Source organism: Gemmobacter sp. LW-1, assembly GCF_001303875.1.
GTDB classification, from domain to species: Bacteria; Pseudomonadota; Alphaproteobacteria; order Rhodobacterales; family Rhodobacteraceae; genus Gemmobacter; species Gemmobacter caeni.
Genome location: NZ_LJSC01000060.1, coordinates 74,518 through 98,001, shown reverse-complemented (window position 1 = coordinate 98,001; position 23,484 = coordinate 74,518). Strand labels below are relative to the sequence as shown.

Genomic DNA, 23,484 nt, shown 5'->3' with positions numbered 1-23,484 from the left:
GGTGCTGACCGTCATGCCAGCACGAGTTGCTTGTAAAGGCCGCGCAGGCGTTCCGTCATCGGCCCCATCTTGCCGCTGCCGATCTGCCGCCCGTCGATGCTGCCGACCGGGGTTTGCGCGCCGAAAGTGCCGGTCAGGAAGGCCTCATCCGCCGAATAGGTGTCGACGAGGCTGAAATTCCGCTCGAACACCGGGATGCCATTGGCGCGGCACAGGTCGATCACCTTGCGGCGGGTGATGCCGTTCATGCAGTAATCACCTGTTGAGGTCCAAACCTCGCCCTTCTTCACGATGAAGAAGTTGCAGGCATTGGTCGTGTTCACAAAGCCATGCACGTCCAGCATCAGCGCCTCGTCCGCGCCGGCCTTCTGCGCCGCGATACAGGCAAGAATGCAGTTCAGCTTGGAATGCGAGTTCAGCTTCGGATCCTGCGTCATCGGCAGCCCGCGCAGATGCGGCACGGTGGCCAGCGTGATCGGGCGCGGGATTTTCGGGCGCGAGTGCTCCATGATGATGGTGACGGTCGGCCCCTGCTGCGACAGCTGCGGATGCTGGAAGGGGCGGGTCTTCACCCCGCGCGTCACCATCAGCCGCGCATGAGCGTCGGTGGTCATGCCATTCGCTGCCTGGGTGTCGCGCAGCGCCTGTTCCAGTTCGGCTGCGGTCATCCTGATATCAAGGTCGATAGCCTTCGCCGCCTCGAACAGCCGGTCAAGGTGCTCGTCCAGAAAGGCCCAGCGGCCCTCGTAAAGCCGCATCCCTTCCCATACGCCGTCGCCCATCATGAAGCCGGAATCGTACACTGAAACCAGTGCTTCGGCCTTGGGCACGATCCGGCCATTCAGGAACAGCATCAGGTTTTCGTTGCGGGCGTCCTCTTCCGCCTGGTGGGTGGAAACGTGTTCGGTCATGGCGCCCTCCTGTTCGCGGCCCACGCTAGGGCCGCACCGGGCGGGGTTCAAGATGCGACGCTCACGCAGGCTTGTGTTGTGCCGGGGTGTGGTTGGGGCGAGCCTGTTGCGGGATGCAACAGGAGGGTGCGATGCGGCGGATCTATGCAATTCTGGTGCTGGCCGTGGCCCTGACCGGCGGTGCGGCGGTGGGAGTGGCCCGCGCGGCGGAGGAAAAGGCGCTGGTCGCCGGGGGCTGTTTCTGGTGCGTCGAAGCCGATTTCGAAGGCGTCAAAGGCGTGAAATCCGTGGTGTCGGGTTATAGCGGCGGCAAGGTGCAGAACCCGAGTTACAAGCAGGTCTCTGCCGGGGGTACCGGCCATTACGAGGCGGCCGAGATCACCTTTGACAACAGCGTCATCAGCTATCACGACCTGATTGCGCTGTTCCTGCGGTCGGTTGATGTCACCGACGCGGGCGGGCAGTTCTGCGACCGGGGCGACAGCTATCGCACAGCGATTTTCGCGCGGGGCGCGGCGCAGAAGGCGGCGGCGGAGCAGGCGGTGGCCGAGGCTCAGGCCGCGCTTGGGCAGGAGATCGTGACGCCGGTCCTCAAAGCCGGGAAGTTCTGGCCAGCCGAGGAATATCATCAGGATTACTATCGCTCGTCCGACATCGTGCTGACGCGCGCCGGACCGAAGCAGAAGAAAAATGCCTACAAATTCTATCGCAAGGCCTGTGGCCGTGATGAGCGGGTGAAGGCGTTGTGGGGCCAGATGGCCTTCCGGCCCTGAGGGTCAGACGGTGCGCAGGCCCTGAGTGCCCAGCCGTTGCACGTTGTCGCGGGTCCGGTCGCGCACTGGCGCAAGCGCAGCCATGGCCACCTGACCGGCGCCTTGCCCGCCCATCAGCGCCTGCCCGGCGGCGGCCAGCGATTGCAGCGCCGCTTCGGCCTTTTCCTGCACCATGCGCACGGGCTCGTCCGAGGTCACATTCCACAGGCCAGCCATTCCCCAAAACCGCATGGCAACAACCATCTGCGCCTCGGCCAGCATGAGGCCGGTTTCCATCGACAGCAGCGTCGCCTCTTCCGGGGTAAAGAACATCATCGGCCTCCGGTTGCGCGGCTTTCCGCAAGCCGTCACATCAGAATGACTGCATGCGATCCGGGTGCAAGCATTACGCTAGGTTAATTGCACGAAAGTCTTAATCCTGGATACCGCATTTCAGCCCCTCCAGCACCGCATCCTCGGCGCTGCGCGGGGTCAGCGCGTCACCGATGATCTCGACCCGGCCCGGCCAACCGGCGAGCGCCGCGGCCAGATCACGGTTGCTGTCATGGCCCTGCGCCAGCACCAGCGTGTCCACCGCCTCTGCCACGATGGCATCGCCGCTGGCGGAATGCGTGAAATAAACACTGTCCGAATCCGCCCCGAACAGGCGGGCATAGGGCCGGATTTCAACCCGCAGGCGATGCAGACGCGCGGCCATTTCATCGCGCACATAGAAGGGCAGGGTTTCGCCGGGCGCGATGCCTTCAACAAACAGACGTACCGAACTGCCGTCCCGGGCGAGCTTTTCCGCCAGCCCCATCCCGATCCAGTCGCCGCGCCAGTCCGCGATCGCCACGCGGCTACCCGGATTGCCCTCGCCACGGAGCACGGCCCAGGCGTCAAGCACATGCGCGCCCTCGGTCTCGATGGCAGGCGCGCGCGGGCGGGCGCCGGTGGCGAGGATCACCCGGTCGGGCGCCTCCGCTGCCACCAGTTCTGCCGTGACGGGGGTATTCAGCCGCAGGGTCACGCCTGCCTCGCGTACCTCTCGCAGAAGATTGGTGACAATGCCGCCAAACTCTGCCCGGCCCGGCAGAAGCTGCGCCAGAAGGGCCTGCCCACCCGCCTGCGGCCCGGCCTCGCAGAGTGTGACCGCATGGCCGCGCGCCGCCAGCACGGCCGCAGCCTTGAGCCCGGCAGGACCGGCACCTGCGATCAGGATGCGCCGGGGCGTCGCGGTCCGGGTCTTGCGGGGGGCCAGCGTGGTTTCCCGCCCGCTTTCCGGGAACTGGATACAGGAGATCGGATAGCCCCGGTGGAAATGCCCGATGCAGGCCTGATTGCAGCCGATGCATGCCCGGATGCGATCCGGCGCGCCTGCCCGTGCCTTGGCAGGCATCTCCGGGTCGCAGATCATCGCGCGGGTCATGCCGCACAGATCGGCGTGACCTGCGGCAAGGATGGCCTCGGCCTCCTGCGGCTGGTTGATGCGACCCGTCACGATCACCGGGCGCCCGACGGCTGCCTTCACCTGCGCCGCCAGCGGCGCGGTATAGCCCGCCGCATAGAACATCGGCGGCACGATGTGGATGGCCCCCGACAGCGAGGCCGAATTGCCCGCCGTAACATGGAAGCAATCGACCAGGCCCGCCGTATCAAGGCGCCGACAGACCGCGACGGTTTCGGACTGATCAAGCGCCTCGACATCGCGCTCGTCGCCACTCAGCCGCAGGCTGATCGCGAAATCCGGCCCGGTGGCGTGGCGGATCGCCGCGGCGATCTCGACCAGAAACCGCATCCGGTTCGCCAGCGGACCGCCGTAGTCATCGTCCCGCAGATTGACCGCGGGGTTAAGGAACTGCGCCGGAAGATACCCGTGCGAGGCGACGATTTCACACCCGTCGAACCCCGCGCGCTGCAATCTTGCCGCGCTGTCGGCATAACCCTGCACGATCTCGGAAATCAGGCTGAGGCTCAGGGGGATCGGCATAACCCGAAAGCGCGAATTGGGCACGGCCGAAGGGGCATAGGCGATCGCGGCGGTGCCATCATCGGTTTCCATGATCTCGCGGCCGGGGTGGAACAACTGCCCGAAAATTCGCGTGCCATGCGCCTGCACCGCCTGCGCCAGCCGGGTATATCCCGGAATCGCGTCATCCGATGTCGCCATCAGCATATGCGAGGTGTATCGCGCGGTCTCATGCACGCCCGAAACCTGCACCACGATCAACCCCGCCCCGCCTTCGGCCCGCGCCTGATGATAGGCGATCAGGCGTTCGGTGACATGACCCTCTTCGGCCATCACCGTATCGTGCCCGGTGGAAACGATCCGGTTTGCCAGCTCAATGGTGCCGATGCGAACGGGGGAGAAGAGTTTGGCGAACATGGCGGACTCCGGCTGTGTCGGGGTCAGCATCGGCGAGCGTTCGTCGCCGGGCAAGTCCGCCCCCGACATCAGGGAAAAGATTTGCGGGGCGCTCGTCTCTTCTGCAAGTTGAGTCAGGGACAGCCCGGTTACTGTACGATGAACTCGGCATGGAGGGCCCCGGCCGCGTTGATGCTTTTCAGAATGTCGATCATGTCATGCGGCGCCACGCCCAAAGCGTTCAGTCCCGAAACGACGGATGACAGGCTGGTGCCCTCGGTCAGTTCGGCAAGGCCCGTGCCCGGCGCCTTGGTCACGGATGCCTGGCTTCGGGGCACCACCACGGTTTCCCCCTGGCTGAAAGGGTTGGGCTGCACCACAACCGGCGCCTCCTCGACCGTCAGGGTCAGGTTGCCCTGCGCCACCGCGACGCTGCTGATGCGCACATCCGCCCCCATGACAATGGTGCCCGATCGCTGATCGACGATTACCCGGGCGCGGGTTTCGGGTTGCACCAGCAGGTTCTCCAGCCTGCCGATCACATGCGCGGGCGAGTCCATGCGCGTGCGCTCCAGATCAAGTGCGACCGTACCCGCATCTGTCATCACGGCGACGGTCCGGCCGAATTCGCGGTTGATGACGCTTTCAATCCGCGCCGCCGTGGTGAAATCCGGCTGCCGCAGGGCCAGCCGGATCGCACTGATCGAGGTGAAATCGAATTCTACCTCGCGTTCGACCCTTGCGCCCGAGGGGATGACCCCGGCGGTCGGCACGCCCTGCACGACCCGCGCCGCCTGCCCCTCGGCAGCAACACCCCCGGCGATGATCGTGCCCTGCGCCACGGCGTAGATCTCGCCGTCGGCCCCATTCAGCGGCGTCATGATCAATGTGCCGCCCAGCAGGCTTTTGGCATCCCCGATGGCCGAAACGGTCACGTCAATGCGCCCGCCCGAACGCGCGAAGGGTGGCAGGGAGGCTGTCACGAAAACGGCGGCAACATTCTTGGGGCGAAACTCCTCGCCCGTAACGTTGACGCCCAGCCGCTCCAGAAGATTGGCCATGATTTCTTCGGTAAAGGGGGCATTTCGGATGCCGTCGCCGGTGCCGTTCAGCCCGACGACAAGGCCATAGCCCACCAGATCGTTGCCGCGCACCCCGTCAAACTCGACCAGATCCTTGATGCGGATCGGTGCGGCATGAAGTGGCGAGGCTAGCAGGATCAGCAATAGCAGGAGCCGTATCATCCAAGGTAATCCGCAAGGCTGAGGCCGGAAAGGCGGGCCGTGAGTGTATAGATGAGCTGGAGCTGCGTTTCGGCCTCCTGCACGCGGCTTGCAGCCTCGAAGGGATCGGCTGCCCTGATCTGGCTTTCCGCGAATTTCAGGGCCGTCATTTCCGCCGCATTCCGGGTTTGCGCATCGGCAATCCGCTGCTCGGTGATGCCGAGGTCGGCGGACAGCGCAGCCCGTGCCCCGCTGCTGCCAATCAGCGTGTCACCTGCGGCGGCCAGCATGGCGGCCTTGTCTTCTATACCCGGTCCTGGCAGATCGCGACCTGCGAGTGCGGCAAGTGCCAGCCCCTTCAGCGTGTCCCGTATCCCGTCGGACAAGGCGGTCGGTGTCAGCCGGGCCGTTTCTCCCTGTGCGATGGTCACAGGCTCCAGCGCGGCACCGCCACGCCAGGCTGCGGTTTCAAAGCCGCCGCCGGGGCCGAACCAGGTGTCGAGCCGGTCACGCAGGTCAGCCACCGACGTGGCACCTTGCGCGACTTCTGCAACCTGATTCAGCAGGCTGGCGCTATCGGGCAGGGGCGAATGATCCGTCGCCACGCCGCCGAACAACGCCCGTCCGTCGAGCGAGGTGTTCAGATACCCGACCGCCGCAAGGAAGGCTGCCTCTCCCTCCCCGCTCACCGCTGCGAATGTCGCAGGTTGCCGGGCAGAGGCGGCGGACAACAGCTGTGGCCCCAGTTCGATGGCCCGGTTGTCGATGGCCTCCAGCGCCGATTGCATGGCGCCGGACCAGAGCTGCATCTCGGATGTCACCGAGGCGAGGGTCTCCAGCCGGGCAAGGGAGGCCGAGATCGCGTTCAATGGCCCCAGATCGCCGTCGGTTCGCCTGGCAATATCGGTGGTAAGGCCGGTGGTCATTTCCTGCGTGTGCAGGGCCAGATCCGCCTTCACCTGCCCCATGTGACGCCGCAACATGAAGCTTTGTGCCATGTCGCCCAAGGATACGAGGCTCATCTATATCTCCATCAGCCGGGCCAGAAGATCATCCAGCACCTGAAGGACGCGCGCATTGGCCGACCAGGTGTTTTCGATGGTCAGAAGCGATTGCATTTCCTGATCGGTGTCCACACCGCCAGCCAGTTCCTGCTCTTGCAGGGCGCTGGCGCGGGCGGCTGCGAAGCTTTGCGCAGAGTCGGCGGACAGGCGCGCCGCCGCAGCGTCGGATGTCAGGTCCGACACGCGGGTTGCAAGACTGCGGGCGCCCGATGGCAGCGCGGGCGAACTGGCCGGGAGCGCGGCCGTCATCGCAGCATGAAGTGCGTTGAGCCTCGTGGCATCGCCGGCCGGACCCGGGGAGGGTGCGCCGAGCCCATCGCGCAGCCGCCACGTTGCCCCGTCCAGCGCTGCATTCACCGCCAGGCGCGTTGCCAACCCTGTCTCCTCCCCGGAGAAACCGGCCTGCGCATCGGTGAACAGGCCAGGGGCGTCGGGGGGCAGACTGTCATCCAGCCCCGAAAACCGCTCGATCAGGTCGCGGGCCAGCCCGTCAAGGCTTGCCTGCGCGGCGGGGGCGCTTTCATCGCGGATGGCGAATTGCGCCGCCAGACCGCCGCCATCAATGAAACTGCCGGGACCCGTCGCGATGGCCCGTCCGTTCAGCGTCAGCCCGGAAAGTGCGCCATTTTCCTGCGTCATGTCGGCGGTCACCACCGGATGCGGCGTGAAGCCGAAAACGGAGGGGGATCCTTCCAGCAAGGATGCCCCGCCCGGTGTGAACAGCGCAACTGCGCCATCGGCGCGCGCCACTTCGCGGATGGGCAGGATTTCTGCAACGGAATCGATCTGCTGCTGGCGCAGGTCCAGCAATGCGGACGTGTCCTGCCCGGCAATGCTGCCGATCTGGATGCGCGTGTTCAGATCGGCGATTTGCGCCAGGGCATCGTTCAGCCTCCCGACCTGGGATGCAATGCGTGAATCAGCGGTGGCGCGGGCTGTCTGGATTGTGGCGCTGGCGGCCCCGAGATGGTTGGTCAAGGCTGCGGCGGCATCGACAACTGCGCCAAGCCGCACATCAGAATCCGGCCTGCCCGCCGCGGCCAGCAGGGCGCTGTCGAGCGCATTGACGCGGGCCGACAGTGAGCTTGACGTATCGGCGGTTCCCACGGCGTGTTCGGCCACGGCCAGAAAGGCTGCTCGCGCAGCTGCCCCTGCTTCCCCCGCTTGTGCCATGCGGCGTTCGCTCAGAAGATGCATGTCTGCGGTGCGCAGGATGGCGACAAGCCGTACCCCCTGGCCCCCGGTTTCGCGCGCTGCAAGTTCTGCCGTACGGCGAACGTAGCCGGGGGTCATTGCGTTGGCGACATTGGAGGAAACCAGCTCGGCCATCCGGGCGCTGACGGTCAGACCCGAAAGGGTCGCATTCATGGCGGAGGAAAGGCTCATGGCGGGTTACCGTTTGATATTGGTGGTTTCCTGCAACATTTCGTCCACGGTCTGAATCACCTTGGCATTGGACGAATAGGCGCGCTGGGTCTGGATCAGGTTGGTCAATTCCCCGGCGACATCGGTGGTCGACCCTTCCCGCGCGTAGCCCGCGACCGAGCCGGTCGGCCCGTCCCCTGCATCCCAGAGGAAGAACGACCCGGAATCGGGCGAAATGCCGTAGGTCTGGTCGTTGTAGGAGGTCAGGCCGTTCAGATTGGGCACGTCAACCAGCGGGATCTGGTACAGCGTGCGGGTAAAGCCCGTGTCATAGGTGGCCCGCAGCATGCCGTTCTGATCGACCTCCACCTCCATCAAATTGCCGACGGGCGAGCCGTTCTTGACGATGGAGGTCGGCGCGAAATTGTCGGAAAGCTGGGTCAGCCCCGTCGCATCCCCGAGCTTGCCGATGCTCAGTTCCAGCGGCCCGCCCGCGACCGTCAGATTGATTGCGCCGGTCGCGGGGTCATATGCGCCACCCGAAACAGCGCTGACCGAGGCCAGTGTGCCGCCATTGGCGCGGCTGTCGTCGAAGGTGAGCGTATATTCCCCGATCACCGCGCCGTCTTGCGCGGAATCGGTGATCGTCATGGTCCATTGGTTGGAGCGCCCGCCGGTGCCCGGCGTCGGGGTGAAGGTGATGTCCAGCGATTCCGAGGTGCCGAGATTGCCGAAATATTCCACCGAAAGCGGCAGCGGATCGCCCGGGGCGCTTTCGTCAGTTGCTGTGGCGGGCAGGTTCACGCCAAGTCGCACGGCGGTCGTCGGGTCGCCCGCCTGCTGGTTGGTGTTGACCACCACCGGAGAGAGGCCCGACATGGCATCGCGTGGCATCACCGGAATTGTGCCGTCGGCATTGGCGGGCCAGCCCAGCAGCACGAGGCCCGAGGCGGTGCGTAGCACACCGTTTTCATCGGGGCGGAATGCGCCCGTTGTCGTCATCAGCAGCTCGCCCTGACTGCCGCCCATGTTCACGGACCGCATTACGGGCAGCATCCCCCGCCCGGATACCGCGAGATCCAGCGCGCTTGCGGTAGAAACCAGCGACCCGCGTTCGTCGATCAGTCGCGAGGCATTCGCCCGAACGCCACCGGCAGAATAGCTGCCCGCGTTTTGCGCCCCGCTGAGCACGAGCGACTCAAACTCCGTCCAAGCGCGTTTATAGCCATAGGTGCCGGAATTGGCGATGTTGTCGGAAATGGAGGCCAGGCGGCTGGCATTCGCGTTCAGCCCGGCCACCCCGGCATTCAGGGCAGAGGAAATGGTCATCGGAGAGGGCACCTTTCTGCGTGTCGATTCCACTTGCAGAAAGACCCTGCGCTCTCGCGCTTAACATTGCCCTAATGCGGCACAGGCGACTTTGCTATCTGTCCCGCCGCAACAGAACCACCTCAACCCGGTTGTTCCGGTTTGCCATGGGATCGGCGGTCACCGGCTTGCGGTCGGCGTGGCCGGTGATGCGCCGCAATCGCGAGGCGGGCACACCGGCGGATTGCAGCAATCCGCGCAGGGCATCGGCGCGGGCGGCCGAAAGCTCCCACATCGGATTGCGTGCCAAAGCCATGGGATAAGAGCGGACATGGCCATTCACCGCGAGTTCGTTGCTGGTGATGTCCAGAACCTCTGCCAGCATCGTCGCAATCTCGCGCAGAACCGGCTCTGGCCTGGCAGAATCGGGGGCGAAAAGGGCGGCGTGGTCCAGATCGAAAATCTCGATCACCAGACCTTCGTCGGTGACGCGGGTGACGACATGGCGCAAGGCGCGCTGCATCGTCATGCTTTCGCCGCTGAACGCGGTCAGATGCTTGTCGATCTCGGTCTTGATTTCATGCAGTTCACCCGCCCCGCCCTCGCCGGTTTCCGAAGGCGAGCGTCCGCCCGCCAATCCGGTGCCAGAGCGCGCACGCGCGTTTTGCGAAAAGGGAGAATCTCCCCCCAATACGTCGACCCCACCCCCTGAAGGCGAGATTGAGGCGGTCGGGGCGAAGTAATCCGCCACACCCTTGCGCTGTTCTTCAGTCGTCGCGCCCAGCAGCCACATCAGCAGGAAAAACGCCATCATGGCGGTCACGAAATCGGCATAGGCGACTTTCCACGCCCCCCCGTGGTGACCATCGCCCCCGACGATCTTTTTCCGTTTGATGATGACTGGCGCGGCAGAATTCTTGCCGGCCATCACACACCCATCCTTTTACACCCATGCCCAGACTAGCCCGGCGGGGTGAACCGGCGGTTAAAGGATAAAAGGCGCGGGATATTCCGGCTCAGACCCCGTGCAGCACCAGTGCCACGCCCTGACCGACACCGACGCAGAGCGTGGCCAGCGCGGTCTTACCGCCGGTTTCCGCCAGTTGCCGTGCGGCGGAAAGGGCAATGCGTGCGCCGGACATGCCAAGGGGATGCCCCATGGCGATGGCCCCGCCGTAGCGGTTCACCTGCGGCGCATCGTCGGGCAGACCCCATTGCCGCAGGCAGGCGAGCGCCTGCGCGGCGAAGGCCTCGTTCAGCTCGATCACGTCGCAATCGGAGGGGCGCAGGCCGGTGCGGGCGGTGATGCGTTCAACGGCTGCAACCGGGCCGATGCCCATGATACGCGGCGCGACGCCTGCGCTGGCGGCGGCACCGATTCGGGCCAGCGGGGTCAGGCCATGCGCTTTCACCGCCGCTTCCGAGGCCAGCAGCAGCGCACAGGCGCCGTCATTCACGCCCGAGGCATTACCTGCCGTCACGCTGCCCCCCTGGCGGAAGGGCGTGGGCAAGGCGGCGAGCTTCTCCAGCGTCGTCGCACGGGGGTGTTCATCCCCGGCGACCACCGTATCGCCCTTGCGGCCCGGAATGGTGACCGGCGCGATGTCGCCTGCATGCCATGCGGCATCGTAGCGGCTTTGGCTGCGCAGGGCGAAAGCGTCCTGATCGTCGCGGGACACACCGAAATCGGCGGCCACATTCTCTGCGGTCTCGGGCATCGACTCGACGCCGAATTCCGCCGCCATGCGCTTGTGGATAAAGCGCCAGCCGATCGTCGTGTCATAAACCGCATTCGAGCGCGAAAACGCGCTGTCCGCCTTGGGCATGACGAAGGGCGCGCGGCTCATGCTTTCGACGCCGCCCGCGATCACCAGATCAGCGGCGCCGGTGGCGATGGAACGGGCGCCGAGGATGACAGCATCCAGCCCCGAGGCGCACAACCTGTTCACAGTGACGCCCGGCACGCTTTCGGGCAGGCCGGACAGCAGGACAGCCATACGCGCGACGTTGCGATTGTCCTCGCCCGCCTGATTGGCGCAGCCGAGGATCACCTCGTCCACCGGCAGGTCACGCCCCGCCAGCGCGGCGGTGATGGCATGGGCCGCCAGATCGTCGGGCCGCACCGCCGACAGGCTGCCAGCGTAGCGGCCGATGGGTGTGCGTTTGCCGGAGCAGAGATAAACGGCGGTCATGCAAGGGCCTCCAGCGCGGGGGATGCGTCATAGCGGGGTTTCAGCGCGTCGGGCGCGGCGGCGCGCAGGCGGGCGAGTTCGGCCCGGATCGCGGACAGGCCATGGACACGCGCGCTTTCAAACGGGCCGCGCGGGAAGTTCAGCCCCAGTTTCAGCGCAGTGTCGATGCCCGCCATATCGGTGCCGCCTTCGGCCAGCAGTGTCGCGGCCTCGTTGGCCAGCATCGCCTCAATCCGCAGGACAATCGCCGCCGCATCGGCAGGGGCAGGCGGGAGCGGGTCGGGGTGGAGGAATCCCCGACCCGTCTTGCGGCCAAGATGGCCGCTTTCCACCTGCGCACGCAGCGCGGGGAACACTTGATAACGCGGGCTTTCCCCCATCGCGGCCAGCAAGCTTTCGGTGGCGGCAAGATTGATGTCGGCCCCTACAAGGTCGATCAGCTGGAACGGCCCCAGCCGATAGCCTGCCGCGACCATGGCCGCGTCAATCTCGCCTGCGCTGCGACCTTCGTCCAGCAGGGCCAGCGCCTCGCCGTAATAGGGCCGGGCGCAGCGGTTGACGATGAAGCCGGGCGTGTCAGCGCAGGGGATAACGGTCTTGCCGGTCGCTTCGGTCAACCGGCGGGCGGTTTCGGCTGCGCCGGGCGTGGTGCCGGGCAGGGTGATGAACTCCACCAGCTTCATCACCGGCGCGGGGTTGAAGAAATGCAGCCCGACCAGACGGCCCGGATCGGTCAGGCCAACCGCAATCGCCCCCACGGACAGCGACGAGGTGTTGGTAGCCAGGACCGCGTCGGAAATCCGTTCAACTTCTGCGAAAAGCGTCTGCTTGGCGTCAATCTTTTCGGCAATCGCCTCGATGATCAGCGCACAGGGGGCGAGGTCGGCCATATCGCAGACCGTGATCCGGTCCAGCAGCGCCTCCATCTCTGCCGCGGGCATCTTGCCCGAGGCGACGCGCGGCGCCAGTCCGTCGCGCAGGCGCTGCATGGCGCTTTCGCGCGCGGGCGCCCAGGCATCTGTCACGCGCACTTCGTGGCCCGTCGTGGCGTAAACCTGCGCGATACCAAGCCCCATGACGCCCAGACCGACAACTCCGATCACTGCCATTCTCGCCCTCCTGCTTTGATCCCATGCTGAGCCTTTGGCAAAAAGATTTCAAGTCAGAAATTTCAAGCTTGAAATAACGGCGCGACGGTGGCAGCATGATTGCAAGGAACGCGAAAACCGCGGGAGGTTTACGATGAAAGTGCTCTGCCTTGGGGGCGGCCCGGCCGGTCTCTATTTCGCCATCTCGATGAAGCTGCGCGACCCGTCGCATCAGGTGACGGTGCTTGAACGCAACAAGGCCAACGATACCTTCGGCTGGGGTGTTGTGCTGTCGGATGACGCGCTGGGCCGGATGCAGAAGAACGACCCCAAATCGACCGAGGCGATCCGGTCGAACTTTGCCTATTGGGATGATATCGCCACGATCCATAACGGCGTGCGCACCGTCTCGGGCGGGCACGGGTTCGCCGGGATCGGCCGCAAGGCGATGCTGGTTCTGTTGCAGGAACGGGCGCGCGAGCTGGGCGTGGACATGCAGTTCGAGACCGAGTTCAAGGCAGCCGAGGAATATCGCAAGGAATATGACATCGTCGTCGGCTGCGACGGCATCAATTCCGTTGTGCGGCGGGAATATCAGGCCGAGTTCAAGCCTGATATCGACGTGCGCAAATGCAAGTTCATCTGGCTGGGCACGCATCAGAAATTTGACGACGCTTTCACCTTCATCTTCGAGAAGACGAAGCATGGCTGGGTCTGGGCGCATGTCTACCAGTTTGACGACAAGACCGCGACCTTCATCGTCGAAACCCTGCCCGAGACCTGGGATAAATGGGGTTTCGAGACGATGAGCAAGGAAGAGATCATCGAGACCTGCCGCCAGATCTTTGCCGCCCATCTGGGCGGACACGAATTGATGTCGAACGCCAATCACCTGCGCGGCTCGGCGGTGTGGATGCAGTTCCCGCGCGTGATCTGCGAAAAGTGGTATCACGAAAACGTCGTGCTGATGGGCGATGCGGCGGCGACCGGGCATTTCTCGATCGGCTCCGGCTCGCGTCTGGCCTTCGACAGTGCGATTGCGCTGGCCGAATACCTGCACAGCGAACCGACGCTGGAACGCGCCTTTGCCCGCTATCAGGACGAACGCCGCGTCGAGGTACTGCGCCTGCAATCGGCGGCGCGCAACAGCCTTGAATGGTTCGAGGAGGTCGAGCGTTACCTCGACATGCACCCGACCCAGTTCGCCTATTCGCTGCTGACCCGCAGTCAGCGCATCAGCCACGAAAATCTGCGCCTGCGCGATCCGAAATGGCTGGCCTCGGCTGAAGACTGGTTCCAGGAGCAGGCGGGGGGCGAAAAAGGCCGCCGCCCGATGTTCGCGCCCTTCACGTTGCGGAACATGACGCTGAAGAACCGCATCGTGATGTCGCCCATGGCGCAATACAAAGCTGTGGATGGCTGCCCGACCGACTGGCACTTCACCCATTACGCCGAACGCGCCAAGGGTGGTGCTGCGCTGATCTATACCGAGATGACCTGCGTCTCGGCCTCGGGCCGCATCACCCCTGGCTGCCCCGGTCTTTACAAGCCGGAACACGAGGCGGCGTGGAAGCGACTGGCCGATTTCATCCATGCCGAAACCACGGCGAAGCTGTGCATCCAGATCGGCCATGCCGGGCGCAAGGCTTCGACCTGCGTGCCGTGGGATGGCGGGATCGACAAGCCGCTGCCCTCGGGCAACTGGGAGATCATCGCCGCCTCGGCCATCCCCTACCGCCCCGAGAACCAGACCCCCCGCGCCATGACCCGTGCCGATATGGACGAGGTGAAGGCGCAGTTCGTGGCCTCGGCTCAGATGGCCGACCGCGCAGGCGTCGACATGATCGAGATGCACGCGGCGCATGGCTATCTTCTGGCCACCTTCATCAGCCCTGTGACCAACAAGCGCGAGGATGACTACGGCGGCAGCCTTGAAAACCGCATGCGCTATCCGCTGGAAGTGTTCGAGGCGATGCGCGCGGTCTGGCCTGCCGGCAAGCCGATGTCGGTGCGGATCAGTGCTCATGACTGGATCGACGGCGGCGTGACACCGACCGAGGCGCTGGAAATCGCCCGCATGTTCCGTGCGGCGGGGGCCGACATCATCGACGTCTCCTCGGGTCAGACCGACCCGGCGGAAAAGCCGGTCTATGGCCGGATGTTCCAGACCCCGTTCTCGGACCGCATCCGCAACGAGGCGGGCATGCCCACCATGACCGTCGGCAATATCTCGGACTGGGATCAGGTGAACGGCATCCTCATGGCGGGTCGGGCCGATCTGGTCTGTCTGGCGCGGATGCATCTGGCGAACCCCTACTGGACGCTGCATGCTGCGGTCGAGCAGGGCGATACCGCCGCCGAATGGCCGGCGCCCTACAAGGGCGGGCGCGATCTGCTGTATCGCCTGCGCGAGCGCCAGCAGGAAACCATCCGGGTCTGAGGAGACGGGTATGAGCATCGAGGGCAAGCGCGTTCTGATCACCGGCGGCGGCACTGGCGTGGGGGCCGACCTTGCGCGCGGCTTCGCGGCGGCGGGCGCCGAAGTGGTGATCGCCGGGCGCCGCCTTGCCCCGCTGGAAGATGTGGCCGCGCGGGTCGGTGCCCGCGCGGTGACGGCCGATGTGACGGATGAGGAGTCGGTTGCGGCGATGTTTGCCGCTGCCGGTCCCTGCGACATTGTCATCGCCAATGCGGGCGCCGCCGAAAGCGCGCCCCTGGGGCGCACGACGCTGGCGCAATGGAATGCCATGATGGCGGTCAACCTGACCGGCGTGTTCCTGACCTTCCGTGCGGGCCTTGGTCAGATGAAAGGCTGGGGGCGGCTGATCGCCGTCGCCTCGACCGCCGGGCTGAAGGGGTACGCCTATGTCGCGCCTTATGCGGCGGCGAAGCACGGGGTGGTCGGCCTGACCCGCAGCCTCGCGCTGGAAGTGGCAAGGAAGCCGGTGACGGTGAACGCGCTTTGCCCCGGTTTTCTGGATACCGAGATGACCGAGCGCTCGGTCGCCAATATCATGGACAAGACCGGGATGGATGCGGCGGCGGCGCGTTCCTCGCTGGAGGCGACAAACCCGCAAAAACGGCTGATTCAGCCCGCCGAAGTGACCGCCGCGGCACTTTGGCTCTGTGCAAACGGTTCCGAGGGGATAAACGGTCAGGCAATTGCGATTGCCGGAGGAGAGACATGACCGACCCTGCGAAGCCCGATCCCCTGTCGAAACGCCGTCTGAAAAGCTGGATCCGCCTCCTGGGTGTGACAAGGGCCGCCGAAAACCACCTGCGCGAATTTCTGCGGGTAAATCATGACACCACGCTGCCACGCTTTGACGTGATGGCTGCACTCTGGCGCCGCCGCGAGGGTGTCACCATGAGCGAGTTGAGCCGCATGCTGCTGGTGTCGAACGGCAATGCAACGGCGGTGGTGGACCGGCTGGAAAAGGACGGGCTGGCGAAACGCACGCAAAGCGCCACCGACCGGCGCACCGTTTATGTGGCCCTCACCGAAGAGGGCCTGCGCCAGTTCGAGCAACTGGCAACAGATCACGAGGGCGAGGTGAACAAGCTGTTCGCCAGCCTCACCGAAGACGACCTCGATGCGCTGACAGAAATCCTGAAGCGCGCGGGGCAGAGGGGAGAGACGGCATGACCGAGCTGGAACTGGCGGGGCTGAAGCCCGAACATTTTCTGTGGGAGGTAAAGGACCGCATTGCGACGGTTCGGCTGAACCGCCCTGACCGCAAGAACCCGCTGACCTTCGACAGCTACGCAGAGCTGCGCGATACGTTCCGCAAGCTGGTTTATGCGACCGATGTGGATGTGGTGGTCTTTGCCTCGAACGGCGGCAATTTCTGTTCCGGCGGCGATGTGCATGATATCATCGGCCCGCTGGTCGGCATGGACATGAAGCAGTTGCTGGCCTTCACCCGCATGACCGGCGATCTGGTCAAGGCGATGATCGGCTGCGGCAAGCCGATCATTTCGGCGGTAGATGGCATCTGCGTGGGGGCTGGCGCGATCATCGCCATGGCCTCGGATCTTCGGATCGCCACGGCCGAGGCGAAGTGTGCTTTCCTGTTCACCCGAGTCGGTCTGGCGGGCTGCGATATGGGCGCCTGCGCCATGCTGCCCCGTATCATCGGGCAGGGTCGCGCGGCAGAACTGCTGTATACCGGCCGGGTGATGAATGCCGAGGAAGGCGCCGCCTGGGGCTTCTGGAACGCCCTGCATGGCGCCGAGTCGCTGGAGGCCGAGGCGCAGAAGCTCGCCACCCGCATCGCCGCCGGGCCGACCTTTGCCCATGGCATCACCAAGACCCAGCTGAACCAGGAATGGAACATGGGGCTGGAGCAGGCCATCGAGGCCGAGGCGCAGGCGCAGGCGATCTGTATGCAGACCCGCGATTTCGAGCGCGCCTATCACGCCTTCGTCGCGAAGGAAAAGCCGGTGTTTCAGGGCGATTGAGTGCGGACCGGGGGTTTCACACCCCCGGACCCCCTTGGGATATTTGAGGACAGAAAATGGCAGACCGGACTTTCCTTTCCTGGCCCTTCTTTGAAGACCGTCACCGCGAGCTGGCGGAAGCGGTTGACGCATGGGCGGGGGCGCATCTGCCGGTGGATCATGGCGATGCCGATGCGGCCTGTCGCGGTCTGGTGGCCAGTCTGGGCGCGGCGGGGTTCCTGCGCCATAGCGGCGCGGCCGAGGGCGAGGTGCTGGATGTCCGCTCGCTTTGCCTGATCCGCGAGACGCTGGCACGGCATGATGGTCTGGCGGATTTCGCCTTTGCGATGCAGGGGCTGGGCATGGGCGCCGTCAGTCTGTTTGGCAGCCCTGAACAGCGGGCCTGGCTGGACCGGACGCGGGCGGGCAAGGCGATTTCGGCCTTCGCGCTGACCGAGCCGGGTTCCGGGTCGGACGTGGCGCATACCGCGACGACGGCAGAGCGTGTGCCGGGCGGGTTCCGGCTGAGTGGCGAGAAGACCTATATCTCCAACGGCGGGATCGCCGATGTCTATGTGATCTTCGCCCGCACGGGCGAGGCGCCGGGCGCGCGCGGGTTGTCGGCCTTTCTGATGCCGGCCGATGTCGCAGGGCTGGAAATCCTTGACCGGATCGACGTGATCGCGCCGCATCCGCTGGCGCATCTGCGGCTGAACGAGGTGTTCCTGCCCGACAGCGCGCTGATCGGGCAAGCCGGATCGGGCTTCAAGATCGCCATGTCGGTGCTGGATGTGTTCCGCTCCACCGTCGGGGCGGCGGCGCTGGGCTTTGCCCGCCGTGCGCTGGATGAGGCGCTGGCGCGGGTGCAGGTGCCGCGCGTCAGTGGCGGGACGCTGGCCGATTACCAGATGGTGCAGGGCCATATCGCCGATATGGCGCTGGAGGTCGATGCCGCGGCGCTGCTGATCTATCGCGCGGCCTGGACCAAGGACAGCGGTGCCGCACGGGTCAGCCGCGAGGCGGCCATGGCCAAGCTTTACGCCACCGAGGCGGCGCAGCGGGTCATCGACACCGCCCTGCAACTGCATGGCGGCGATGGCGTGCGACACGGGTTCGCGGTGGAAAGCCTTTACCGCGAGATCCGGGCGCTGCGCATCTATGAAGGCGCGACAGACGTGCAGAAAGTGGTCATCGCGCGCTCGGTTCTTGGCTGATCAGGGAGGACGGCATGAGCAAGGCACTGGACGGCGGCATCACCCGCAACGGCACGGGGATCGAAGGTCTCGAATGGAACATCCTCGGTCAGCGGTATTTCCCGAAGGCCGATTGCGATGCGGCCTTTGCGTTTGAAACTAACAGCGAGCCGGGCCAGTTCGTGCCCGTGCATATCCACCCGACTCAGGACGAGTTCATCCTCGTGCAGGAGGGGGAGCTGCATCTGAAGCTTGACGGCGTATGGTCGGTGGCGAAGGCGGGCGATCTGGTGCGGATGCCGCGCGGCGTGCCGCATGGCTATTTCAACAAATCCGACAAGCCCGCGCGGGCGCTGTTCTGGGTCTCGCCCGCCGGCAAGCTGCGCGACCTGTTCGAGGTGCTGCATGACATGACCGATGTCGATGCGGTGGTGAAAGCCTCTGCCGAACACGATGTGGATTTCCTGCCACCGGAGGCCAACGACTGATGATCTACGAGCGGCTCATCCAGATCGAGTTCAATCACTGCGATCCGGCGGGGATCGTGTTCTATCCCCGTTATTTCGAGATGACCAATTCGGTGGTCGAGAATTTCTTCGCCGATGTGGTGGGCCGCAGTTTCGCGCAGATGCATCTGCAAGGCGGGGCGGGGGTGCCGACCGCGCGGCTGGAGGCGAATTTCCGCGCCCCCTCGCGGCTGGGCGAGAAGGTAACCTTCGGGCTGGAACTGCACCGCGTCGGCGGCAGCAGCGTCAACCTGACGATCACCGCCCGGCTGGGCGACGAGGTGCGGATGGTGGCGGAGATCACGCTGGTCTGGGTGGAAGGGCTGAAAGCCGCCCCCTGGCCCGAAGACATGCGCAGGCGCATGGTGGAATTCATGGAGGCAAAGGCATGACGATCGAGGCACTGCACCCGAAGGGGTGGAAGGCGACACCGGGCTATTCCAACGGGATGGCGGCAACCGGGCGGATGGTGTTCACCGGCGGCATGATCGGCTGGAACGACCAGCAGGAATTCGAGACCGACGATTTCGTGGGACAGGTCGAAGCTGCGCTGAAAGGCATCGTGGCCGTTCTGGCAGAGGCCGGGGCGAAGCCCGAACATCTGGTGCGGCTGACCTGGTATGTGACGTCGAAAAGCGAATACCTCGACAGTCTCAAGGATCTGGGTCGCGTCTACAAGGCGGTGATCGGGCGGCACTATCCGGCGATGGCGCTGGTGCAGGTGGTGGCGCTGGTCGAGGACCGCGCAAAAGTCGAAATCGAGGCCACGGCGGTCATTCCGCAGGGCTGACACATCCGGCAGAGGCGCGCAGAAGACGCGCCCTGCCATTATCACATGGGAGACTGACATGCCGGAACCGATCCTCGGGCCCACTGGCCATATCGACACGTTCACACGCGACAACCTGCCGCCCTTCGATCTGTGGCCCGAGATCGAGCTCGGTCCCTACCGTTATCCCGACTGGCTGAATGCGGCGGTGGAACTGACCGATGCTATGGTCGCCAAGGGCTTTGGCGACAATGTCGCGCTGATCGGCAATGGCCGGATGCGGACCTACAAGGAACTGACGGACTGGACCAACCGCATCGCGCATGCGCTGGTCGAGGATTACGGGGTGAAGCCGGGCAACCGCGTGCTGATCCGGTCCGCCAACAATCCGGCGATGGTGGCCTGCTGGCTGGCCGCGACCAAGGCGGGGGCGGTTGTGGTGAACACCATGCCGATGCTGCGCCATGGCGAGCTGAACCAGATCATCGACAAGGCCGAGATCACCCATGCGCTGTGCGATACCCGGCTGATGGAAGAGCTGGTCGTGGCGGCCAAGAACAACCGTTTCCTGAAAACGGTGGTGGGCTTTGACGGCACCGCCAACCATGACGCCGAGCTGGACCGGATGGCGCTGTCGAAGCCGGTGAAGTTCGAGGCGGTGAAGACGGGCCGCGACGACGTGGCGCTGCTGGGTTTCACCAGCGGCACCACGGGCGAGCCGAAAGCGACGATGCATTTCCACCGCGACATCCTGATCATCGCGGATGCCTATGCGCGCGAAGTGCTGAACGTGCAGCCCGAGGATGTGTTTGTCGGCTCGCCTCCCTTGGCCTTCACCTTCGGTCTGGGTGGGCTTGCGGTATTTCCGCTGCGCTTTGGCGCTTCGGCCGCACTTCTGGAAAATGCCTCGCCGCCGAACATGATCGAGATCATCCAGAAATACCGGGCGACGGTCTGTTTCACTGCGCCGACCGCCTATCGCGTGATGCTGCGCGCGATGGAGGAAGGCGCCGATCTGTCCAGCCTGCGCGCCGCGGTTTCGGCGGGGGAAACCCTGCCCGGCCCGGTCTATGAAGACTGGATCGCCAAAACCGGCAAGCCGATGCTGGATGGCATCGGCTCGACCGAGATGCTGCATATCTTCATCACCAACCGTTTCGGCGACAGCTTCCCCGCCTGCACCGGGCGGCCCGTGACCGGCTACAAGGCCATGATCATGGCGCCCGATGGCTCCGAAATGCCGCGTGGCGAGATGGGGCGTCTTGCGGTGAAAGGCCCGGTCGGCTGCCGCTACATGAGCGCGCCGGACAAGCAGCGCGCCTATGTGAAGAATGGCTGGAACCTGACGGGCGACAGCTTCTGGCAGGATGAGGCGGGCTATTTCCACTTCGCCGCGCGGACCGACGGCATCATCGTCTCCTCGGGCTACAATATCGCGGGGCCAGAGGTGGAGGCGGCGCTGCTGGCGCACCCGGATGTGGCCGAATGTGCGGTGATCGGGGCACCGGATGCGGAACGCGGCCAGATCGTCGAGGCGCATGTGGTGCTGGCGGCGGGCGTGCTGGCCGACCGCGCCACGATCAAGATGTTGCAGGATCATGTGAAAGCGACCATTGCGCCCTTCAAATACCCCCGCTCCATCGTGTTCCGCGAGGCGCTGCCCAAGACTGAAAGCGGCAAGATCCAGCGCTTCAAGCTGCGCGACGGGATGTAAGGCCCGGCGGGGCGGTCAGTCGCGGCGCCAGAGCAGCGCATCCAGCGACCACCGCCCCGGCCCCCGCGCGATCAGCGCAAGGAAACAGGCCGCCCAGGTGCCATGCACCTGCCATGCCTCGGGGTAGACGAAGATCTGGATGGCTAGCGTCATGCCCAGCAGCGCCAGTGCCGACAGGCGCGTCGCCAGGCCCAGCACCAGCAGGATCGGGAACAGATGTTCCGATACCGTGGCCAGCACGGCAGCAAGGTCTGACGGGATCAGCGGCAGCGCATATTCATTTTTGAACAGGAACCATGTGCTGTCCCTGATGCTGAACAGCCCCTCGACCTTCGTCCGGCCCGAGGTAAAGAACACCGCCGCCGGAAAGACGCGCAGCGCAAGCCCTGCGATGTCCCACAGCAGGGGAGCAAAGCGGGCTTCGGCTGTTTCAAGGCGAGTTTGCAGGCGGGGGGAGAGAAGCGCGGTCATGGGGTTTCTCCGAAGGTGATCTGGGTGATGGCGCCGTGGCGGATCAGGCGCATCAGGAACGGGCCTGCATCGTGGCGGGGTTCGGCTGCGGTTGCGGCCTCGGCTGCGGCGAGCAGCGAATGGCCCGCCATCAACCTGGCGAGAAAGGCATTGTCGCTGGGACCAAGCGTCTCGACCTGCACGGCGTCCTGACGATCCCGCAACACCAGTGCGGCCTCGGCGCGGGCAGCCTCGATCTTGCCGGGCGCGGCGCTGCCGGGCTGGTTGGCCTGCCAGATGGTGACAAAGGCCCAGGGCGCCGCAAGCCGCTGCACTGACGGATGCAGGATCAGACGCGCGCGATCCGCCCCGGCAGCCGCAGCCGCCACAGCCTCGGGTGGGGCAGGTGCTGCATCGGCTGCGTGATAGGCGCGGCCGCGCGCCAGTTCCAGCCGCGCGACATCGGGCAGGTAGGGTAGCCCGGCCAGCGGCGGAAAGGCTGCGAGGAAATCGGGGAAGGTCTCGCCCCATTGGAACAACACAGGCGAGGGGGGCGGGCTGTCCTTCCAGTAGACTCCGGCCATGGCGGCGAAGAACTCCGCCCCCACCAGCCGCTCCACCACCGGGAACCGGGCTTTCAGGGCCTCGGTCAGCGAATGCGCCACATTGTTGCGATAGACGGCGAAACGGCGCTCCGCCTCATCCGGCGCTGTTGCGGTCACACCAGGGGGCAGGCCCCCCGCTGCGATGGCCTGTCCGAAGGCGGCAATGAACTCAGGATGCGAGCGCACGCCGGGCCTCTTGCGCAAGGGTCAGGATGACGCTGGCGCGGTCGGCCTCCGCCATCAGCTCGGCAAAGATCGGCACGTCATTGTCCCATTCGATCAGCGTCGGCAGGGGACCGCTGCGCATCACGGTTTCGGCAAACAGCGCCCAGACCGGATCGGCGACCGGGCTGCCATGCGCGTCGATCAGCAGCGGACCAGAGGGCAGTTCCTCCTCGGCATGGCCGCCCAGATGAATCTCGCCCACCAGATGCAGCGGGAAATCGGCCAGCCAGGCGCGCGGGTCCATCCGGTGATTGGTGCAGGACACAAAGACGTTGTTCACATCCAGCAACAGGCCGCAGCCGGTGCGGCGCGCGATTTCGGTCAGAAACGCGGTCTCGGGGATTTCCGACTGTTCGAAGATCACATAGGTCGACGGGTTTTCCAGCAGCATCCGCCGCCCCAGCGCGGTCTGCACTTCGTCGATATGGTCGCAGACGACGTTCAGGGTTTCCGGCGTATAGGGCAGGGGCAGCAGGTCGTTCAGGTAATCGGTGCCATGGCTGGACCAGGCCAGATGTTCGGAAAAACTCTCGGGTTGATAGCGGTCCACCAGCGCACGCAACCGGGCCAGATGACCGGCGTTCAGCCGCCCGGCGCCGCCGATGGACAGGCCCACCCCATGCAGCGACAGCGCATAATCCTGCCGCAAGGCGGTCAGCATCCGGTGCGGCGGGCCGCCTGCGCCCATGTAATTCTCGGCATGGACCTCGAAAAACCCCAATGCAGGGCGGGTATCACGGATGGCAGGAAAATGTTCGGGCTTGAAGCCAAGTCCGGCGGCGGCGGGAAGGGCGGGCTGCATCTTGTCCTCCTCGGGGTAGGGTGGCCGGGGCTGGGGACGCCCCGGCCGGTCGCTTTGCCGGGGCCATGCGAGGCCCCGGCGGCGATCACATCTTGACCGGCTCCAGCGAACCCATGCCATGCGGGGTCTCGATGCTGGCGCAGGTGCCGGCGGGAACGTATTTCCAGGCGTTGCCCTGATAGTCTTTCGTCGCAGTGCCGGCGCAGGTGGTGCCGGGGCCTGCCGCGCAGTCGTTCTGCCCCGCCATGGCGACGCCATAGCACTTTTCCATATCGCCCTCGGCCTGCGCCTGTGCGGCGGCCAGCGTCAGCGCGGTGGCCAGCGTGGCGGTCAGCGACAGGGTCTTGGTCATCATGGTCATCGGGTCATCCTCCGTTGGATCTGAAGCAAGGGCGCGTCCGGCCCTCGCAGTGCATTTCGCCGGACGGGCCGGGGGCGTTACTGGCATCACGCTTGTGTGTTCATCCGTGATCCATTGCAGAAATGTCGTGAGCGGCTGTAACAAGGTCAGG

At 65.3% G+C, this 23,484-nt stretch carries 24 protein-coding genes; 10 read left to right on the top strand and 14 right to left on the bottom strand.

The genetic code is table 11. From position 1 onward, the window contains the following. Nucleotides 1-11 precede the first annotated feature (11 nt). Nucleotides 12-911, bottom strand: coding sequence for a D-amino acid aminotransferase (locus tag AO684_RS19245; RefSeq protein ID WP_054304352.1), 900 nt, complete (start codon nucleotides 909-911; stop codon nucleotides 12-14). Nucleotides 912-1,042: 131 nt separating this feature from the next. On the opposite strand from AO684_RS19245, the gene msrA reads away from it, so the two are divergent. Then, nucleotides 1,043-1,684, top strand: coding sequence for a peptide-methionine (S)-S-oxide reductase MsrA (gene msrA / locus AO684_RS19240; protein ID WP_082401129.1), 642 nt, complete (start codon nucleotides 1,043-1,045; stop codon nucleotides 1,682-1,684). Nucleotides 1,685-1,687: 3 nt separating this feature from the next. Here msrA and AO684_RS19235 read toward each other — a convergent pair whose 3' ends face one another. The 9 genes from AO684_RS19235 to AO684_RS19195 form a co-directional block, all read right to left on the bottom strand. Beyond that, entirely contained in the window at nucleotides 1,688-1,996 is a 309-nt protein-coding gene (locus AO684_RS19235) for an antibiotic ABC transporter (protein ID WP_152968476.1), read from the bottom strand. A 100-nt stretch (nucleotides 1,997-2,096) separates the two neighbouring features. Next, nucleotides 2,097-4,049: an FAD-dependent oxidoreductase gene (locus AO684_RS19230; protein WP_152968475.1), complete on the bottom strand. Its 1,953-nt coding sequence runs from the start codon at nucleotides 4,047-4,049 to the stop codon at nucleotides 2,097-2,099. A gap of 128 nt (nucleotides 4,050-4,177) precedes the next feature. Further along, nucleotides 4,178-5,272, bottom strand: coding sequence for a flagellar basal body P-ring protein FlgI (locus AO684_RS19225; RefSeq protein WP_082401127.1), 1,095 nt, complete (start codon nucleotides 5,270-5,272; stop codon nucleotides 4,178-4,180). Then, nucleotides 5,269-6,273 (bottom strand): flagellin, encoded by a 1,005-nt coding sequence (locus tag AO684_RS19220; protein WP_082401125.1) that lies wholly within the window; start codon nucleotides 6,271-6,273, stop codon nucleotides 5,269-5,271. Before AO684_RS19220 ends, AO684_RS19225 begins: the two co-directional genes overlap by 4 nt. Further along, nucleotides 6,274-7,701 (bottom strand): flagellar hook-associated protein FlgK, encoded by a 1,428-nt coding sequence (gene flgK / locus AO684_RS19215; RefSeq protein ID WP_054304348.1) that lies wholly within the window; start codon nucleotides 7,699-7,701, stop codon nucleotides 6,274-6,276. 6 nt (nucleotides 7,702-7,707) lie between these two features. Further along, nucleotides 7,708-9,009: a flagellar hook protein FlgE gene (locus AO684_RS19210; RefSeq protein WP_054304347.1), complete on the bottom strand. Its 1,302-nt coding sequence runs from the start codon at nucleotides 9,007-9,009 to the stop codon at nucleotides 7,708-7,710. A 94-nt stretch (nucleotides 9,010-9,103) separates the two neighbouring features. Next, complete coding sequence (locus AO684_RS19205) at nucleotides 9,104-9,916, bottom strand: flagellar motor protein MotB (RefSeq protein ID WP_054304346.1); 813 nt, start codon at nucleotides 9,914-9,916, stop codon at nucleotides 9,104-9,106. Between the two features lie 88 nt (nucleotides 9,917-10,004). Continuing rightward, nucleotides 10,005-11,180: an acetyl-CoA C-acyltransferase gene (locus AO684_RS19200; protein WP_054304345.1), complete on the bottom strand. Its 1,176-nt coding sequence runs from the start codon at nucleotides 11,178-11,180 to the stop codon at nucleotides 10,005-10,007. Then, nucleotides 11,177-12,289, bottom strand: a complete 1,113-nt coding sequence (locus tag AO684_RS19195) for a 3-hydroxyacyl-CoA dehydrogenase NAD-binding domain-containing protein (protein ID WP_054304344.1) — start codon at nucleotides 12,287-12,289, stop codon at nucleotides 11,177-11,179. Before AO684_RS19195 ends, AO684_RS19200 begins: the two co-directional genes overlap by 4 nt. Before the next feature lie 133 nt (nucleotides 12,290-12,422). Between AO684_RS19195 and AO684_RS19190 the strand changes: the two genes are divergently transcribed. The 9 genes from AO684_RS19190 (at nucleotide 12,423) to AO684_RS19150 (ending at nucleotide 20,890) form a co-directional block, all read left to right on the top strand. Further along, complete coding sequence (locus AO684_RS19190; protein WP_054304343.1) at nucleotides 12,423-14,708, top strand: bifunctional salicylyl-CoA 5-hydroxylase/oxidoreductase; 2,286 nt, start codon at nucleotides 12,423-12,425, stop codon at nucleotides 14,706-14,708. A gap of 10 nt (nucleotides 14,709-14,718) precedes the next feature. Continuing rightward, nucleotides 14,719-15,456 (top strand): SDR family NAD(P)-dependent oxidoreductase, encoded by a 738-nt coding sequence (locus tag AO684_RS19185; RefSeq protein ID WP_054304342.1) that lies wholly within the window; start codon nucleotides 14,719-14,721, stop codon nucleotides 15,454-15,456. After that, nucleotides 15,453-15,914: a MarR family winged helix-turn-helix transcriptional regulator gene (locus tag AO684_RS19180; protein WP_054304341.1), complete on the top strand. Its 462-nt coding sequence runs from the start codon at nucleotides 15,453-15,455 to the stop codon at nucleotides 15,912-15,914. The genes AO684_RS19185 and AO684_RS19180 overlap by 4 nt, the downstream gene beginning before the upstream one ends. Then, nucleotides 15,911-16,729, top strand: a complete 819-nt coding sequence (locus tag AO684_RS19175) for an enoyl-CoA hydratase family protein (RefSeq protein ID WP_054304340.1) — start codon at nucleotides 15,911-15,913, stop codon at nucleotides 16,727-16,729. The genes AO684_RS19180 and AO684_RS19175 overlap by 4 nt, the downstream gene beginning before the upstream one ends. 56 nt (nucleotides 16,730-16,785) lie before the next feature. Beyond that, nucleotides 16,786-17,922: an acyl-CoA dehydrogenase family protein gene (locus tag AO684_RS19170; protein ID WP_054304339.1), complete on the top strand. Its 1,137-nt coding sequence runs from the start codon at nucleotides 16,786-16,788 to the stop codon at nucleotides 17,920-17,922. A gap of 14 nt (nucleotides 17,923-17,936) precedes the next feature. Further along, nucleotides 17,937-18,389, top strand: coding sequence for a cupin domain-containing protein (locus AO684_RS19165; RefSeq protein ID WP_054304338.1), 453 nt, complete (start codon nucleotides 17,937-17,939; stop codon nucleotides 18,387-18,389). Then, a complete protein-coding gene (locus AO684_RS19160) occupies nucleotides 18,389-18,799 on the top strand; it encodes a thioesterase family protein (RefSeq protein ID WP_054304337.1) in 411 nt (136 codons plus the stop codon). Before AO684_RS19165 ends, AO684_RS19160 begins: the two co-directional genes overlap by 1 nt. Further along, a complete protein-coding gene (locus AO684_RS19155) occupies nucleotides 18,796-19,197 on the top strand; it encodes a RidA family protein (protein WP_054304336.1) in 402 nt (133 codons plus the stop codon). The genes AO684_RS19160 and AO684_RS19155 overlap by 4 nt, the downstream gene beginning before the upstream one ends. 70 nt (nucleotides 19,198-19,267) lie before the next feature. Beyond that, nucleotides 19,268-20,890 (top strand): AMP-binding protein, encoded by a 1,623-nt coding sequence (locus tag AO684_RS19150; protein WP_200907838.1) that lies wholly within the window; start codon nucleotides 19,268-19,270, stop codon nucleotides 20,888-20,890. 15 nt (nucleotides 20,891-20,905) lie between these two features. On the opposite strand, the gene AO684_RS19145 is transcribed toward AO684_RS19150, so the two are convergent. From AO684_RS19145 to AO684_RS19130, 4 genes are all read right to left on the bottom strand, one after another. Further along, complete coding sequence (locus AO684_RS19145) at nucleotides 20,906-21,361, bottom strand: DoxX family protein (protein WP_054304334.1); 456 nt, start codon at nucleotides 21,359-21,361, stop codon at nucleotides 20,906-20,908. Then, nucleotides 21,358-22,131: a DUF2063 domain-containing protein gene (locus AO684_RS19140; RefSeq protein WP_054304333.1), complete on the bottom strand. Its 774-nt coding sequence runs from the start codon at nucleotides 22,129-22,131 to the stop codon at nucleotides 21,358-21,360. The genes AO684_RS19145 and AO684_RS19140 overlap by 4 nt, the downstream gene beginning before the upstream one ends. Continuing rightward, nucleotides 22,115-22,972, bottom strand: coding sequence for a DUF692 domain-containing protein (locus tag AO684_RS19135; RefSeq protein ID WP_054304332.1), 858 nt, complete (start codon nucleotides 22,970-22,972; stop codon nucleotides 22,115-22,117). The genes AO684_RS19140 and AO684_RS19135 overlap by 17 nt, the downstream gene beginning before the upstream one ends. A gap of 85 nt (nucleotides 22,973-23,057) precedes the next feature. Further along, on the bottom strand, nucleotides 23,058-23,333 hold the full coding sequence (locus tag AO684_RS19130) for a DUF2282 domain-containing protein (RefSeq protein WP_199750690.1): 276 nt from the start codon (nucleotides 23,331-23,333) through the stop codon (nucleotides 23,058-23,060). Nucleotides 23,334-23,484 lie beyond the last annotated feature (151 nt).